At 73.5% G+C, this 14,784-nt stretch carries 14 protein-coding genes; 8 read left to right on the forward strand and 6 right to left on the reverse strand.

From position 1 onward, the window contains the following. Both ABZV94_RS35100 and ABZV94_RS35105 read right to left on the reverse strand, forming a co-directional pair. Positions 1-533: sugar phosphate nucleotidyltransferase (locus ABZV94_RS35100; protein WP_356347838.1), on the reverse strand; the 533-nt coding region annotated here is incomplete at its 3' end. Continuing rightward, on the reverse strand, positions 530-2,362 hold the full coding sequence (locus ABZV94_RS35105; protein ID WP_356347840.1) for a DUF5941 domain-containing protein: 1,833 nt from the start codon (positions 2,360-2,362) through the stop codon (positions 530-532). The genes ABZV94_RS35100 and ABZV94_RS35105, both read right to left, overlap by 4 nt. Before the next feature lie 266 nt (positions 2,363-2,628). Between ABZV94_RS35105 and galE the strand changes: the two genes are divergently transcribed. The 3 genes from galE to idi all read left to right on the forward strand — a co-directional run bounded on the left by galE (position 2,629) and on the right by idi (position 5,445). Beyond that, complete coding sequence (galE, locus tag ABZV94_RS35110; protein ID WP_356347842.1) at positions 2,629-3,600, forward strand: UDP-glucose 4-epimerase GalE; 972 nt, start codon at positions 2,629-2,631, stop codon at positions 3,598-3,600. 136 nt (positions 3,601-3,736) lie between these two features. Continuing rightward, positions 3,737-4,678 carry a cation diffusion facilitator family transporter gene (locus ABZV94_RS35115; RefSeq protein ID WP_356347844.1) on the forward strand — a complete coding sequence of 314 codons (942 nt, stop codon included), beginning with the start codon at positions 3,737-3,739 and terminating at the stop codon, positions 4,676-4,678. A 173-nt stretch (positions 4,679-4,851) separates the two neighbouring features. Further along, positions 4,852-5,445, forward strand: coding sequence for an isopentenyl-diphosphate Delta-isomerase (idi, locus tag ABZV94_RS35120; protein WP_356347845.1), 594 nt, complete (start codon positions 4,852-4,854; stop codon positions 5,443-5,445). A gap of 41 nt (positions 5,446-5,486) precedes the next feature. Here the strand turns inward: idi and ABZV94_RS35125 are convergent, their stop codons facing one another. After that, positions 5,487-5,981 (reverse strand): ATP-binding protein, encoded by a 495-nt coding sequence (locus tag ABZV94_RS35125; protein WP_356347863.1) that lies wholly within the window; start codon positions 5,979-5,981, stop codon positions 5,487-5,489. A gap of 237 nt (positions 5,982-6,218) precedes the next feature. Here ABZV94_RS35125 and ABZV94_RS35130 point away from each other — a divergent pair, with 237 nt between their 5' ends. Next, entirely contained in the window at positions 6,219-6,974 is a 756-nt protein-coding gene (locus tag ABZV94_RS35130; protein ID WP_356347847.1) for an enoyl-CoA hydratase/isomerase family protein, read from the forward strand. Here ABZV94_RS35130 and ABZV94_RS35135 read toward each other — a convergent pair. Continuing rightward, positions 6,961-7,596: a DJ-1/PfpI family protein gene (locus ABZV94_RS35135; RefSeq protein WP_356347849.1), complete on the reverse strand. Its 636-nt coding sequence runs from the start codon at positions 7,594-7,596 to the stop codon at positions 6,961-6,963. The genes ABZV94_RS35130 and ABZV94_RS35135 overlap by 14 nt on opposite strands. 36 nt (positions 7,597-7,632) lie before the next feature. Then, a complete protein-coding gene (locus ABZV94_RS35140; protein ID WP_356347851.1) occupies positions 7,633-8,592 on the reverse strand; it encodes a GlxA family transcriptional regulator in 960 nt (319 codons plus the stop codon). A 144-nt stretch (positions 8,593-8,736) separates the two neighbouring features. On the opposite strand from ABZV94_RS35140, the gene ABZV94_RS35145 reads away from it, so the two are divergent. From ABZV94_RS35145 to ABZV94_RS35155, 3 genes are all read left to right on the forward strand, one after another. Continuing rightward, positions 8,737-8,868, forward strand: a complete 132-nt coding sequence (locus tag ABZV94_RS35145) for an LPFR motif small protein (protein WP_356347853.1) — start codon at positions 8,737-8,739, stop codon at positions 8,866-8,868. Positions 8,869-8,969: 101 nt separating this feature from the next. Then, positions 8,970-11,351 (forward strand): Tex family protein, encoded by a 2,382-nt coding sequence (locus ABZV94_RS35150; RefSeq protein ID WP_356347855.1) that lies wholly within the window; start codon positions 8,970-8,972, stop codon positions 11,349-11,351. A gap of 114 nt (positions 11,352-11,465) precedes the next feature. Further along, positions 11,466-12,035: a DinB family protein gene (locus ABZV94_RS35155; RefSeq protein ID WP_356347857.1), complete on the forward strand. Its 570-nt coding sequence runs from the start codon at positions 11,466-11,468 to the stop codon at positions 12,033-12,035. A 9-nt stretch (positions 12,036-12,044) separates the two neighbouring features. Here ABZV94_RS35155 and ABZV94_RS35160 read toward each other — a convergent pair whose 3' ends face one another. Beyond that, a complete protein-coding gene (locus ABZV94_RS35160; RefSeq protein WP_356347859.1) occupies positions 12,045-13,685 on the reverse strand; it encodes an ABC-F family ATP-binding cassette domain-containing protein in 1,641 nt (546 codons plus the stop codon). A 114-nt stretch (positions 13,686-13,799) separates the two neighbouring features. Between ABZV94_RS35160 and ABZV94_RS35165 the strand changes: the two genes are divergently transcribed. After that, positions 13,800-14,784 (forward strand): FAD-dependent oxidoreductase (locus ABZV94_RS35165; RefSeq protein ID WP_356347861.1); only part of this gene is annotated, 985 nt, incomplete at its 3' end.

The following is a 14,784-nucleotide window of genomic DNA, read 5'->3' on the forward strand; positions in this document are numbered from 1 at the left end:
ATGTACTCACCCGTCGCCTCCGCCGGGTCCATCAGCTTGGTGATCCGCCGGACGCCCTTGTCGGGGTCCACGACGACCTTCATCTCCTCGTCGGCGAGGGACTTCACGGTGTCCAGGGCGAGGATGATCCTCTTGCCGTCGCCGCGCGCGGCGAGGAGGGTCTTCTCGACGGAGACCGGGTGCACGGTGTCGCCGTTGGCGAGGATCACCCCGTCCTTCAGAGCGTCACGCCCGCACCACAGCGAGTAGGCGTTGTTCCACTCCTCGGCCTTGTCGTTGTCGATGAGCGTGAGCTTCAGGCCGTACTTCCGCTCCAGGGCCGCCTTGCGCTCGTACACGGCCTCCTTGCGGTAGCCCACGATGACCGCGACCTCGGTCAGCCCCACCTCGGCGAAGTTCCCCAGCGTCAGGTCCAGGACCGTCAGCGACTCCTCCGCACCCTCGGGACCCACCGGCACCAGAGCCTTGGGCAGAGTGTCGGTGTAGGGGCGCAGACGCCGTCCGGCGCCGGCCGCCAGCACGAGGCCGATCATGCGGTTTCTCCTTCGTCGTGTACGGCGGGCGCCCCAGCGGACACCCAGAAGCGGATGCTCTCGACGAGCACCACCAGGGCGACGGCCACGGCGAGGACCTCGAGCGCGACCTTGAACTGCGCGGCGGTGAGCACCGCGGCCAGAACGGCGACGAGCAGCGTCCGCCCCTCGTGCCCCCCGATGACGCGCACCAGCCAGGCCGGAGGCGCTCCGGCGTCGCCGCGGATGCGGTACACCGTGTCGTAGTGATGGTAGGCGACGGCCGCCACCAGGCCGAAAGCCGCTGGAAGGGCCCCGTTCACGCCCGCTTTACCGGCCAGGGCGAGCACCGTGCCGTACTCGGCGGCCCGGAAGAAGGGCGGGACGAGCCAGTCGAGGGCGCCCTTGCGGGGGCGGGCGACGGCCAGGGCCGAGGTGAGGACGTACAGGACGGCGCCGGCGGCCGGCAGCGGCCCGCCGAAGTCCGTGAGGGCCGAGCAGGCCACGACCACGGCGCCGCCGAGCAGGGCGACGGCGGGCACGGCGAGCCCGGGCAGGCCCTTCCGGGCCACCCGCCCGACGGCCCCGGCGAGCGGGCCGGAGTCGGCCAGGTCGGCGAGGGCCTGCGCCGCCCGGTCGGTGCGCCGCGCCTTGCGGGTCACCGAGCGCAGCACCCGGCCCGCCGTGGTGTACGTCGCCGCGAAGGCGCAGCCGACGAGCAGGACGTAGAAGGTGATCCGAGGGGTGGTGAGCGCGGTGAGGACCGCGATCATCGCCCAGCGCTCGCCGATCGGCAGCACGATCATCCGCCGCAGCCAGACGGTCCAGCCGACGCTGTCGAGCTTGTCGGAGAGGGCGGCGGTGGGGCTGGTGTTGGCGGTGGCGTCGTGGTTGGCCTCGTTGAACGAGAAGTCGACCACGTGCCGGCAGGTCTGGAGGATCATCGCGCCGAGGGCGAGGGCCCACACGTCGTCGCCGCCCCGGGCCGCGCCGAGGGCGAGGCCGGCGTAGTAGGCGTACTCCTTGGCCCGGTCGAAGGTGGCGTCGAGCCAGGCGCCGAGGGTGGAGTACTTCAGGGCGTAGCGGGCGAGCTGGCCGTCGGTGCAGTCCAGGACGAAGGAGGCGATCAGCAGCACGCCGGCCGCGATGAAGCCGCCGCGGGTGCCGGTCGCCGCGCACCCGGCCGCTATGAGGGCGGTGAGCAGCGAGGCCGTGGTGACCTGGTTCGGGGTCAGGCCGCGGCGGGCGCACCAGCGGGCGATGTAGCGCGAGTAGGGGCTGATGAAGAACGTGGTGAAGAAGCCGTCCCGGGACTTCACGGCCGACTTCAGGCGGACGGCCTCCTCGTCGACGGCGGAGACGGCCTGCCGGGCCTCGTTGCGGGCCTGCGGGTCGGCGGGCACGGCGGCGACCAGGCTGCCCAGCTCGGGCCGGTGCACCGGACCGGCGTCGGCGTCGAGGGCGTCGGCGACGCGGTCGGCGAGGCTGTCCAGGGCGAGGGCGGGGGCGCCGCCCTCGGCCGCGCGGGCGGTGGCCGTACCGCCGGCCGCGGAGGTCTCACGGGCCACGGCCCGGACGAACGCCTGCCGGGCGGCCGGCTGGGCGGTGACGGCACCGGGCACGGCGGCGAGCGGGAAGCGCGGGTCGGTCAGGCCGAGGCGCAGCGCGTGGAGGTGGCCGACGAAGCGGGCGTCGACCAGGGCCACGCGCCGGTCGGCCGGCACGGTCGCGAGCAGGGACTCCGTCTCGGCGGCGTCGGCGGCCACGCGCACGTCGAAGCCGAGGGACCGCAGATCGTTCTCCAGTGACGATCCGGGGACCGGCTGACCGGTGACGATGGCGGTCGACAACCGAACTCACTCCCTGGGTGCCGGCGCGCGCGGGCGCCGGTCTCTTGCATGGTGGGCCGCCCTGCCCGCGGCACCCGGGCGGCATGTCGGCAGAGGCTATCGGATGGTCCGGAGCCGGTGTTCACCGGCCGTTCACGGTCCGGCCCACGGGGGCTGCCCCGGCCTTTGCCGCGATCATCATCGGGGATCCCGGGCCCCGCCCACAAACCCGTGGAGCAGACCCGGGCAACCGGGACACCGGGCCGTTCGGCATAGGGTGGACGACCATGACGTGGCTGATCACCGGCGGAGCCGGATACATCGGGGCACATGTGGCACGGGCCATGACGGGCGCCGGGGAGAGCGTCGTGGCGCTGGACGACCTGTCGGCCGCCGTACCCGCGCGGCTCCCGGCCGAGGTGCCGCTGGTCCAGGGGTCGACGTTGGACGGGGCACTGCTGAAGCGGGTCTTCGCGGAGTACGGCGTGACGGGCGTCGTCCATCTCGCGGCGCGCAAGCAGGTCGCGGAGTCGGTGGCCCAGCCCACCCGCTACTACCGGGAGAACGTGGGCGGTCTGGCCACGCTCCTGGACGCGGTCGCCGAGGCGGGCATCGACCGCCTGCTGTTCTCGTCGTCGGCGGCGGTGTACGGCAACCCGGACGTGGACCTGATCACCGAGGACACCCCGTGCGCCCCGGTGAACCCGTACGGCGAGACCAAGCTGGCCGGGGAGTGGCTGGTGCGGGCGGCGGGCCGGGCGCACGGCATCTCCACCGTGTGCCTGCGCTACTTCAACGTGGCCGGCGCCGCGGCGCCGGAGCTGGCGGACACCGGGGTGTTCAACATCGTGCCGATGGTCTTCGACCGGCTCACCCGGGACGAGGCCCCGCGCATCTTCGGCGACGACTACCCGACGCCGGACGGCACCTGTGTCAGGGACTACATCCACGTCGCCGACCTGGCGGAGGCCCACCTGGCGGCGGCGCGGCGGCTGGCCTCGGGGGACCTCACCGGTGATCTGACGCTGAACATCGGCCGGGGCGAGGGGGTCTCGGTGCGCGAGCTGATCACGGTGATCGGGGAGGTCACCGGGGACCGCCGGGCGCCCGTGGTGGAGGGCCGCCGTCCGGGCGACGCGCCGCGCGCGGTGGCCTCGGCCGAGCGGGCCGCCGGGGCACTGGGCTGGCGGGCCCGGCGCGGGGTGCGGGAGATGATCGAGTCGGCATGGGCGGGCTGGCAGTTGCACCACGGCAGCTGACCGGGCTCCCGCCCCCTGACCTGCGGAACGTTTCCGCAGGTCACGGCACATGACAACGGTGTTCAGTACCGCGTTGCCCCCCACCCCGGCCCCGTAGTTCACTGGCTTGCGGGCAGCCACACGGAAGGCGGTAGTCATGGGGGCAGGGCACGACCACGGGCACGCGCACTCCCACGCGCCGGCCACGGGTACGGCCACGGCCGCGTACCGGGGCCGGCTGCGGATCGCGCTGGGCATCACGCTCACGGTGATGGTCGTCGAGATCGCCGGCGGCCTGCTCGCGGACTCGCTCGCGCTGATCGCGGACGCCGCGCACATGGCGACGGACGCGGTGGGCCTCGGCATGGCCCTGCTCGCCGTGCACTTCGCGAACCGCCCGGCGAGCACCAACCGCACCTACGGCTACGCCCGCGCCGAGATCCTCGCGGCCCTGGCCAACTGCCTGCTGCTGCTCGGGGTGGGCGGATACGTCCTGTACGAGGCGGTCCAGCGGTTCGTGGAGCCCGCCGCGACCCGGGGCGGCCTGATGGTCGTGTTCGGTCTGATCGGCCTGGTGGCGAACTCCGTCTCGCTGGTGCTGCTGATGCGCGGGCAGAAGGAGAGCCTGAACGTGCGCGGCGCCTTCCTGGAGGTGGCCGCGGACGCGCTGGGCTCGGTGGCGGTGCTGATCTCGGCGGCGGTGATCCTGGCCACCGGCTGGCAGGCGGCGGACCCGGTCGCCTCGCTGGTCATCGGGCTGATGATCGTGCCGCGGACGCTGAAGCTGCTGCGCGAGACGCTGGACGTGCTGCTGGAGGCGGCCCCCAAGGGTGTCGACATGGCGGACGTACGGGCGCACCTGCTGGCCCTCGACGGCGTGGAGGACATCCACGACCTGCACGCCTGGACGATCACCTCGGGCATGCCGGTGCTGTCGGTGCACGTGGTGGTCAGCTCGGAGGTGCTGAACGCCATCGGGCACGAGAAGATGCTGCACGAGTTGCAGGGCTGCCTGGGCGATCACTTCGACGTCGAGCACTGCACCTTCCAGCTGGAGCCGGGCGGGCACGCCGAGCACGAAGCGCGGCTGTGCCACTGACCCGTACGCACTGCCGTTCGGCGCACCCCCGGGCGGTTCCCCGCGGCCGGCTCCGGGCACGATGATCCACCGGGTCCGGCTCCGGTGCCGCGCCGCGCGGACGGGGGATCGTGCCGGGAGTGCCGGATTCGTACGGCAGACTTGGGGTGCGAAGACCGAGGCGAAGGATGGTTATGCCGATCACACCTGCCACCGCGACGCACAGCTCGTCGAAGGGCACCGCAGAGGCGATTTTGCTGGAACTGGTCGACGAGAAGGGTGTGACGATCGGTACGGCGGAGAAGCTCGCCGCCCATCAGCCGCCGGGGCAGCTGCACCGCGCGTTCTCGGTGTTCCTCTTCGACGAGCAGGGCCGGCTGCTGCTGCAGCAGCGGGCGCTCGGCAAGTACCACTCCCCCGGTGTGTGGTCCAACACCTGCTGCGGTCATCCCTACCCGGGGGAGGCGCCGTTCGCGGCGGCGGCCCGGCGCACGTACGAGGAGCTGGGCGTGTCGCCGTCGCTGCTCGCGGAGGCCGGCACGGTCCGGTACAACCACCCGGACCCCGCCTCCGGCCTGGTGGAGCAGGAGTTCAACCACCTGTTCGTCGGCCTGGTGCAGGCGCCGCTCGGGCCGGATCCGGAGGAGGTCGCCCAGACCGCCTTCGTGACGGCGGCCGAGCTGGCCGAGCGGCACGCCCGGGACCCGTTCTCCGCCTGGTTCATGACCGTGCTGGACGCGGCCCGACCGGCGGTCAGGGAACTGACGGGCCCGTCCGCCGGCTGGTAGCCGCCACGGCGGTGCCGTGGCGGGTCGCCGGGGGGCGGGCGCTACGGCAGCGAGGGGGGCTTGAGCGGGAGGGCGGCCCAGATCACCTTGCCGCCGCTCGCGGTGTGCTCGACGTCGACCACCCCGCCCGCCTCCCGCGCCACCTCGCGGACCAGGAGGAGTCCCCGGCCCCCGGTCTGCCCGTGGTCGGCCTCCAGGGCCGTCGGGCGGTAGGGGTGGTTGTCCTCCACGGACACCCGCACCCACTCGGCTCCGACGGCCACCTCCACGGCCAGCACCGGCGACAGCAGCGCCGCGTGCCGGACCGCGTTGGTGACCAGCTCGGAGACGATCAGCAGCAGCCCGTGCACCAGGTCGTCGGAGACCGGCACCCCCTGGCGCAGCAGCAGGTCCCGCACCGCGTGCCGGGCCTGCGGGACGGAGGCGTCCACCGCGGCCGCGGTGAACCGCCAGACGCCTTCGTACGGCAGTGGATCCGGTGGCCTGTCGCCGCCCCCCGCTGGGCGCGGGCCGTCCTCGCGCCCGTGGTTGTCCATCGTCCGGTCGCCACCCTCGCGCTCGATTGTCACCACACGTCGAGTGTTGGTAACGATGCGCGCCGGCCCGGATACCTGAACACAAGTAGGCAAGTATCGAACGGTTTTTGACCGACTGCGCATGACCGGGTCACGGGGTGGGACTGTTCCTGTCCCTCGGGCGCCGGTTCGCGAACTAGTCGGGTTGTACGGGTTGGGCCGGCCGCCGCGGAGAACCCCTCCGCTACGATCCGCCGCATGGAGCCCCAGCTGTCCCACCAGGTCACCGACTCCGTCGCCACCGTGGTGATCCGCCATCCCGCCAAGCGCAACGCCATGACGGCGGCGATGTGGCGGGCCCTCCCCCCGCTCCTCGACGCGCTGGCCCGTGACCCCGGGGTACGGGCGCTGGTGCTGACCGGTGAGGGCGGGACCTTCTGCGCGGGTGCCGACATCTCCACGCTGCGGGACGCACCGGAGGAGGCACCGGCCCTCGCGGTGGCCGCCGAGGAGGCCCTTGCCGCGTTCCCCAAGCCGACGATCGCCGCGGTGCGCGGCCACTGCGTGGGGGGCGGGGCACAGCTCGCGGCGGCCTGCGACCTGCGGCTGGCGGAGGAGGGCGCGCTGTTCGGGGTGACGCCGGCGCGGCTCGGTGTCGTCTACCCGGCCTCCTCGACCCGCCGGCTGGTGTCCCTGGTCGGCCCGGCCACGGCCAAGTACCTCCTGTTCACGGCCGAGTTGATCGACACCGGGCGGGCGCTGCGCACCGGCCTGGTGGACGAGGTGCTGCCCGAGGGGGAGCTGGACAAGCGGGTCGCGGACCTGACCCGGGTGCTGGTGTCCCGTTCGCAGCTCACCCAGGCCGCCGCCAAGGAGTTCGCCGCCGGCCGCACCGACCGTGACGCCCACTGGGCCGCCCAGGCGCGCGGCAGCGGCGACGTCGCGGAGGGCGTCGCCGCGTTCCTGGAGCGCCGGCAGCCGCGCTTCACCTGGAGCGTGTCTACGTCAGGATGAAACGGCTCGCGGCACGCCACTTCTCGACGAGGTGCGCGGGTGCCTTCCGCGGCGAACCGGCGTCGTACGGCGGCTGGGGGTCGTACTCGGCCAGCAGCTGGACGGACTGGGCGTGTTCGTCACCGGCGATGGTGCCGAGGAGGGTCAGGCCCATGTCGATGCCGGACGACACGCCGGCCGCGGTGACGTACTTGCCGTCCACGACCACCCGCTCCTCCGTCGGCTCGGCCCCGAAGCCGCTGAGCTGGTCCAGCGCGAGCCAGTGCGAGGTGGCGCGGCGGCCCCGCAGCAGCCCGGCGGCGGCCAGCAGCAGCGAGCCGGTGCACACCGAGGTGGTCCAGGTGCTGGTGGCGTCCGCCGCGCGCAGCCAGTCCAGCAGGGCGGTGTTCTCCATCTGGTCGCTCTGGCCGGGACCGCCCGGCACGATCACGATGTCCGGGGACGGTACGTCGGCGAGGGTCCGGTCGGCGGTGAGCGCCAGGTTCCCGGTGTCGGTGCGGACGGGACCGGTGCGCTCGGCGATGAACACGGTCTCGGAGTCGGGGAGCCGGCCGAGGGTCTCGTAGGGACCGACGGCGTCCAGGGCGGTGAAGCGGTCGTAGAGCACGATGGCGATCTGCATGGGATTCCCTTGTCGTGTACGGCGGGTGAGGGTTCGTCAGGTGACGGGAGCGGGCCGGAAGCGGCGGCGGTACTCGGCGGGGGACGCGCCCAGGGTGCGCAGGAAGGCGCGGCGCATGGCCTCCGGCGTGCCGTAGCCGCTGGCGCGGGCGACCTGTTCGACGCCGTCGGCGGTGTCCTCCAGCAGGCGGCGTGCGTGTTCGAGGCGGACCCGGTCGACGTACCGGCCCGGTGTCATGCCGGTCTCCGCCTGGAAGGCGCGGGCGAAGTGGCGCGGGGAGAGGGCCGCGCGGGCGGCCAGCGCCTCGACGCCGAGGTCGCCGTCCGGGTGCTCGGTGATGAACTGCTGGACGTCCCGGAGGGGTTCCCGGCGGGCCGTCTGGGCGGCCAGCTGGGCGCTGAACTGGGCCTGGTTGCCCGGCCTGCGCAGGAACACCACGAGATGGCGGGCGACGGTCAGCGCCACCTGCCGGCCCAGGTCCTCCTCCACCAGCGCGAGGGCGAGGTCGATGCCCGCGGTGACCCCGGCCGAGGTGGCCACGTGTCCGTCCCGGACGAAGACCGGGTCGGGGTCGACCCGGACGGCGGGGTGGTCCCGGGCGAGCTTGTCGCAGTACGCCCAGTGCGTGGTGGCGCGCCGGCCGTCCAGGAGTCCGGCCCGTGCCAGCGGGATCGCGCCGGTGCACACGGAGACCAGGCGCGGGGCCCGCGGGCCGTGCGCGCGCAGCCACTCCACCAGCCGCGGATCGGGGTCGCGGGTGCCCTCCCCGCCGGGAACCAGCAGCGTGTGCGGATCCGCCGTGTCCGCCAGGGATCCGTCGGGTACGACGGTCAGCCCGCTGGAGGTGCGCACGGGGCCGCCGTCCACGGAGGCCGTGCGGATCCGGTAGGAGCCCGGGGTGTGTTTCTCCGCGCCGGCGAAGACCTCCACGGGGCCGGTGACGTCCAGGCTCTGCACGCCGTCGAAGACGGTGACGAGGACGGTTCGCTGCGTCATGGCCTCGATTCTCGGCGGCCCCGTGCACGGCAGCAACGACGGATTTCCCACCTTTTCTGCCATGAGGCGCCCTGGGTCCGGGGTTTCCCGCGCCGTCCGGAGGTACCCGGGGTGACGAGAGCCCTCAAGGAAAGGAGATCGTTCGTGTTCCGTGCCATCGCAGACGTACTGCGGCAGATCGGCGGCGCCCTCGCCACGGTGGTCACGCTGCCGTTCCGGGCACTCGCCCGGTTGTTCGGCGGAGCATCGTCCTCCGCGCGGGCGAGCCGGGCCTGACACCGGGCCCGGCGCCCCGCCGGGTGCGGCCCTGATCCCGGTTGTCGGCGTCACCTGCCACAATTGCCGCGCAACCTCAGTGGAGAAGGCGGTACGGGATCGTGACGACACCCGGGTCCCTCGGAGCAGGGTCCATCGAAGGCAGGATCGCCGAGGAGCTCGGCGTACGGGAGCGGCAGGTGAAGGCCGCGGTGGAACTGCTCGACGGCGGTTCGACCGTGCCCTTCATCGCTCGCTACCGCAAGGAAGCGACCGAGATGCTCGACGACGCGCAGCTGCGCACCATCGAGGAGCGGCTGCGCTATCTGCGGGAGCTGGAGGAGCGGCGGACCGCGATCCTGGAGTCGGTGCGGGAGCAGGGCAAGCTCACCGAGGAGCTGGAGGCGCGGATCCGCGGCGCCGAGACGAAGGCGCGCCTGGAGGACGTCTACCTCCCCTACAAGCCGAAGCGGCGCACCAAGGCGCAGATCGCCCGCGAGGCGGGCCTGGAACCGCTCGCGGAGGGGCTGCTGGGCGACCCGACGGTCGAACCGCCGGCGGCGGCCGCCGCGTTCGTGGACGCGGACAAGGGCGTGGCCGATCCGCAGGCCGCGCTGGAGGGCGCCCGGGCGATCCTCACCGAGCGGTTCTCCGAGGACGCCGACCTGATCGGCGAGCTGCGCGAGCGCATGTGGGTGCGCGGGCGGCTGGCCGCCAAGGTGCGCGAGGGCAAGGAGGAGGCGGGCGCCAAGTTCGCCGACTACTTCGACTTCGCCGAGCCGTTCACGGAGCTGCCCTCGCACCGGATCCTGGCGATGCTGCGCGGGGAGAAGGAGGAGGTCCTGGACCTCGTCCTGGAGCCGGAGGAGGCCACGGAGGGCCCGTCCTCGTACGAGGGGATCATCGCGTCCAGGTTCGGGATCGCCGACCGGGGCCGCCCGGCCGACAAGTGGCTGACGGACACGGTCCGCTGGGCCTGGCGCACCCGCATCCTGGTCCACCTCGGGATCGACCTGCGCCTGAGGCTGCGCACGGCCGCCGAGGACGAGGCGGTCAACGTGTTCGCGGCGAACCTGCGCGACCTGCTGCTGGCCGCCCCGGCCGGCACGCGCGCGACGCTCGGCCTGGACCCCGGGTTCCGCACGGGCGTGAAGGTCGCCGTGGTCGACGCGACCGGCAAGGTCGTCGCCACGGACGTGATCTACCCGCACGTCCCGGCCAACAAGTGGGACGAGGCGCTCGCCAAGCTGGCGCGGCTCGCGAAGGAGCACGCGGTCGAGCTGATCGCGATCGGCAACGGCACCGCGTCCCGCGAGACCGACAAGCTCGCCGGTGAACTCATCGCGAAGCACCCTGAGCTGAAGCTCACCAAGGTGATGGTGTCCGAGGCGGGCGCGTCGGTGTACTCCGCGTCGAGTTACGCCTCGCAGGAGCTGCCGGACATGGACGTGTCGCTGCGCGGCGCGGTCTCCATCGCCCGGCGCCTTCAGGACCCGCTGGCCGAGCTGGTGAAGATCGACCCGAAGTCGATCGGCGTCGGCCAGTACCAGCACGACCTGTCCGAGGTGAAGCTGTCCCGCTCGCTGGACGCGGTCGTGGAGGACTGTGTGAACGGCGTCGGCGTGGACGTCAACACGGCGTCCGTGCCGCTCCTCGCACGGGTGTCGGGCATCTCGTCCGGGCTCGCCGAGAACATCGTCGCGCACCGCGACCAGAACGGTCCGTTCAGGTCCCGCTCGGAGTTGAAGAAGGTGGCGCGGCTCGGCCCGAAGGCGTACGAGCAGTGCGCGGGCTTCCTGCGCATCCGCGGCGGCGACGACCCGCTGGACGCCTCCAGCGTGCACCCGGAGGCGTACCCGGTGGTGCGCCGCATGGTGAAGACCACCGGCCAGGAGGTGGCGTCCCTCATCGGCAACACGGGCGTGCTGCGCTCGCTGCGGCCGGCCGACTTCGTGGACGACACCTTCGGTCTGCCGACCGTCACCGACATCCTCAAGGAGCTGGAGAAGCCGGGCCGCGACCCGCGTCCGGCGTTCCGGACGGCCACCTTCAAGGAGGGCGTGGAGAAGATCTCCGACCTGTCCGCCGGGATGGTCCTGGAGGGCGTGGTCACCAACGTGGCCGCCTTCGGCGCGTTCGTGGACGTCGGTGTCCACCAGGACGGTCTGGTGCACGTGTCGGCGATGTCGAAGTCGTTCGTCAAGGACCCGCGCGATGTCGTGAAGCCCGGCGACATCGTCAAGGTGAAGGTCCTGGACGTCGACATCCCGCGCAAGCGGATCGCGCTGACGCTGCGCCTGGACGACGAGGCCGCCCCGCAGGGCCAGGGCGGCGGCCGGCAGCAGCGCGGCGGTGCCCGTCCGCCGCAGCAGCGGCAGGGCGGAGGCCAGCGGCAGGGCCGCGGCGGCGGTGACCGCGGCGGCCGGCAGGCCCCGGCACCGGCCAACAGCGCCATGGCGGACGCGCTGCGCCGCGCGGGCCTGCTGGACCCGAAGAAGCGCTGACCCCGAGGGGCTTCGGCCGTCGGCCGGAGTGGCACCCTCCTCCCCGGAGGGTGCCTCCGTCCGCCGCCCGGAATTCCGGGTGACGCGTGATCATCCGATCCGCAGACTTGGCTCATGACGGATCCCAAGGACGACCTCCTGGTCTACCTCCGGGACGCCCGCGACGTGCTGCTGTGGAAGCTCGACGGGCTTCCCGAGTACGACGTCCGGCGTCCCCTGACGCCCACCGGCACCAACCTGCTGGGCCTCGTGAAGCACCTGGCGGGGGCCGAGGCGCTGTACTTCGGCGCGACCTTCGGCCGGCCCTTCCCCGGCACACCCCTGTGGATCACGGGCGACGCCGAGCCGGACGCCGACCTGTGGGCACGGGCCGACGAGACCCGCGAGGACATCGTGGGCCTGTACCGGCGTGCGTGCGCCCACGCGGACGAGACCATCGCCGCGCTCCCCCTGGACGCGGTCGGCCGGACACCCGGTGCGCCGGGTGAGACGACGCTGCACCGGGTGCTGACGCACATGGTCGCCGAGACCCAGCGGCACGCCGGGCACGCGGACATCGTGCGCGAACTCGTCGACGGCGCGGTGGGGCAGCGCCCCGGCGGTCTCAACGTGGCGCCCCGCGACCCGGAACACCTCGCCCGGGTCGAACGGGCGGCGAAGGAGGCCGCCGCACGCGTCGGCTGACGAAAGACCCTAGCGCTCCGTCACCTTGCCGGCGGCGACCTCCAGGCGCCGGGTGACCCGGACCGCGTCCAGCATGCGCCGGTCGTGGGTGACCAGCAGCAGGGTGCCCGTGTAGGCGTCGAGGGCCGACTCCAGCTGCTCGATGGCCGGCAGGTCGAGGTGGTTCGTCGGCTCGTCCAGGACGAGGAGGTTGACGCCCCGGCCCTGGAGGAGGGCGAGCGCGGCGCGGGTGCGCTCGCCCGGGGAGAGGGTGGCGGCCGGGCGCAGCACGTGGGCGGACTTCAGGCCGAACTTGGCCAGCAGGGTGCGGACCTCCACCGGCTCGGTGTCGGGGACGGCGGCGCAGAAGGCGTCGAGGAGGGTCTCGGGGCCGTGGAACAGCCCCCGGGCCTGGTCGACCTCGCCGACCAGGACGCCGGAGCCGAGGGCCGCGTGGCCGGAGTCGAGCGGGACGCGGCCGAGCAGCGCGCCGAGCAGGGTGGACTTCCCCGAGCCGTTGGCGCCGGTCACCGCGATGCGGTCCGCCCAGTCGATCTGCAGCGAGACGGGGCCGAAGGTGAAGTCGCCACGGCGGACCTCGGCGTCCCGCAGCGTCGCCACGACCGCGCCCGAGCGCGGCGCCGACGCGATCTCCATCCGCAGCTCCCACTCCTTGCGCGGCTCCTCCACCACGTCCAGGCGCTCGATCATGCGCTGGGTCTGGCGGGCCTTGGCGGCCTGCTTCTCGCTGGCCTCGCTGCGGAACTTGCGGCCGATCTTGTCGTTGTCGCCGCCGGCCCTGCGGCGGGCGTTCTTCACGCCCTTGTCCATCCAGGCGCGCTGCATCTGGGCGCGGTCCTGGAGGGCGGCCTTCTTGTCGGCGTACTCCTCGTACTCCTCGCGGGCGTGCCGGCGGGCCACCTCGCGCTCTTCCAGGTAGCCGGCGTAACCGCCGCCGTACAGGTTGATCTCGCCCTGGGCGAGGTCGAGTTCGAGGACCTTGGTGACCGTGCGGGTGAGGAACTCGCGGTCGTGGCTGACGACGACCGTGCCCGCGCGCAGCCCGGTGACGAACCGTTCCAGACGCTCCAGGCCGTCGAGATCCAGGTCGTTGGTGGGCTCGTCCAGGAGGAAGACGTCGTAGCGGGACAGCAGCAGGGAGGCGAGGCCGGCGCGGGCCGCCTGGCCGCCGGAGAGGGCGGTCATCGGCTGGTCCAGGTCCACGGCCAGACCGAGGGAGTCGGCGACCTCCTCCGCGCGCTCCTCCAGGTCGGCGCCGCCAAGGCCGAGCCAGCGCTCCAGGGCGGCGGCGTAGGCGTCGTCGGCGCCGGGCGCGCCGTCGACCAGCGCCTGGGTGGCCTCGTCCATGACCCGCTGGGCCTCGGCGACCCCGGTACGGCGGGCCAGGAACTCCCGGACGGTCTCCCCCGGCCGGCGCTCCGGCTCCTGCGGCAGGTGGCCGACGGTCGCGGTCGGCGGGGACAGCCGCAGTCCGCCCTGCTCGGGCGGGGTGAGTCCGGCGAGCATCCGCAGCAGGGTCGACTTCCCCGCGCCGTTGGCGCCGACCAGCCCGATGACATCGCCGGGCGCGACGACCAGGTCGAGCCCGGTGAACAGGGAGCGGTCGCCATGTCCGGCGGCGAGGTTCTTGGCAACGAGGGTGGCAGTCATCAGGACGCCGATCCTAGTGGCGGCACGCGCGCGTCCGCGCCGCGCCGTGCGCCGGTCACCGGTGGCGGCCCCGGGGGCTGACGGAGCCGGCCGCGCAGGACCTATCGTCCTGACGTGGACAGTGAGCCGAGTGACGAAGTGATCGTGGTCGGGAGCGGGATCGCCGGGCTGACGACGGCCGTGCTGCTGGCCGGGGCGGGGCGGCGGGTGCGCGTGTGGGCGCGGGAGCCGGCCGAGCGGACGACCTCGGCGGTCGCCGGCGGCCTGTGGTGGCCCTACCGCATCGAACCGGAGCCCCTGGCGGGCGCGTGGGCGCTGGAATCGCTCCGGGTGTACGAGGAGTTGGCGCAGCGGCCGGAGGAGACGGGGGTGCGTCTGGTCGACGGCGTGCACCAGGGGGCGCGACTGGACGGGCTGGGCGACTGGGCGGGCCGGGTGCCGGGACTGCGGGCGGTGGCCGAGGGCCTGGCGGCGCGGCTGCCGGTGATCGACATGCCGGTGCATCTGGCCTGGCTGCGGCAGCGGCTGGAGAAGGCGGGCGGAACGGTGGAGACCGGTGAGGTGACCGACCTGGCCGCCGTGCCGGCCCCTGTGGTGATCAACTGCACGGGCCTCGGGGCCCGCTCCCTGGTGCCGGACCCGGCGGTGCGGCCGGTGCGCGGCCAGCTCGTCGTGGTGGAGAACCCGGGCGTCACCAGCTGGTTCACTTCCGTCGACCACTCCTCGGCCGCCTCCACCTACCTCATTCCGCAGCCGGGGCGGCTGCTCCTCGGCGGTACGGCCGAGGAGGACGACTGGTCCCTGGAGCCGGACCCGGCCACGGCCGAGGCGATCGTCGCCCGCTGCGCGGCCGTCCGGCCGGAGATCACCGGTGCCCGTGTCCTGGCGCACCGGGTGGGACTCCGGCCGGCCCGGGAGGCGGTACGGCTGGAGCGGCAGCCCCTGCCCGGCGGCCGCGTGCTGGTGCACAACTACGGCCACGGCGGCGCGGGCATCACCGTGGTGGCTCGCGGGCCCGTACGACCTGGTCCTGCACTTCGCCTGCCCGGCCTCGCCCGCCGACTACCTGCGCATGCCCCTGGAGACCCAGGACGTGGGC

This window comes from Streptomyces sp. NPDC004658 (assembly GCF_040609555.1).
Taxonomy (GTDB): Bacteria; Actinomycetota; Actinomycetes; order Streptomycetales; family Streptomycetaceae; genus Streptomyces.

Bases quoted from the DNA above. Each gene is read 5' to 3' on its own strand.
- ABZV94_RS35125 (WP_356347863.1), bottom strand. From the start codon at position 5,981: ATGGACAACCACGGGCGCGAGGACGGCCCGCGCCCAGCGGGGGGCGGC.
- galE (WP_356347842.1), top strand. From the start codon at position 2,629: ATGACGTGGCTGATCACCGGCGGAGCCGGATACATCGGGGCACATGTG.
- ABZV94_RS35155 (WP_356347857.1), top strand. From the start codon at position 11,466: ATGACGGATCCCAAGGACGACCTCCTGGTCTACCTCCGGGACGCCCGC.
- ABZV94_RS35135 (WP_356347849.1), bottom strand. From the start codon at position 7,596: ATGCAGATCGCCATCGTGCTCTACGACCGCTTCACCGCCCTGGACGCC.
- ABZV94_RS35130 (WP_356347847.1), top strand. From the start codon at position 6,219: ATGGAGCCCCAGCTGTCCCACCAGGTCACCGACTCCGTCGCCACCGTG.
- ABZV94_RS35140 (WP_356347851.1), bottom strand. From the start codon at position 8,592: ATGACGCAGCGAACCGTCCTCGTCACCGTCTTCGACGGCGTGCAGAGC.
- ABZV94_RS35115 (WP_356347844.1), top strand. From the start codon at position 3,737: ATGGGGGCAGGGCACGACCACGGGCACGCGCACTCCCACGCGCCGGCC.
- idi (WP_356347845.1), top strand. From the start codon at position 4,852: ATGCCGATCACACCTGCCACCGCGACGCACAGCTCGTCGAAGGGCACC.
- ABZV94_RS35160 (WP_356347859.1), bottom strand. From the start codon at position 13,685: ATGACTGCCACCCTCGTTGCCAAGAACCTCGCCGCCGGACATGGCGAC.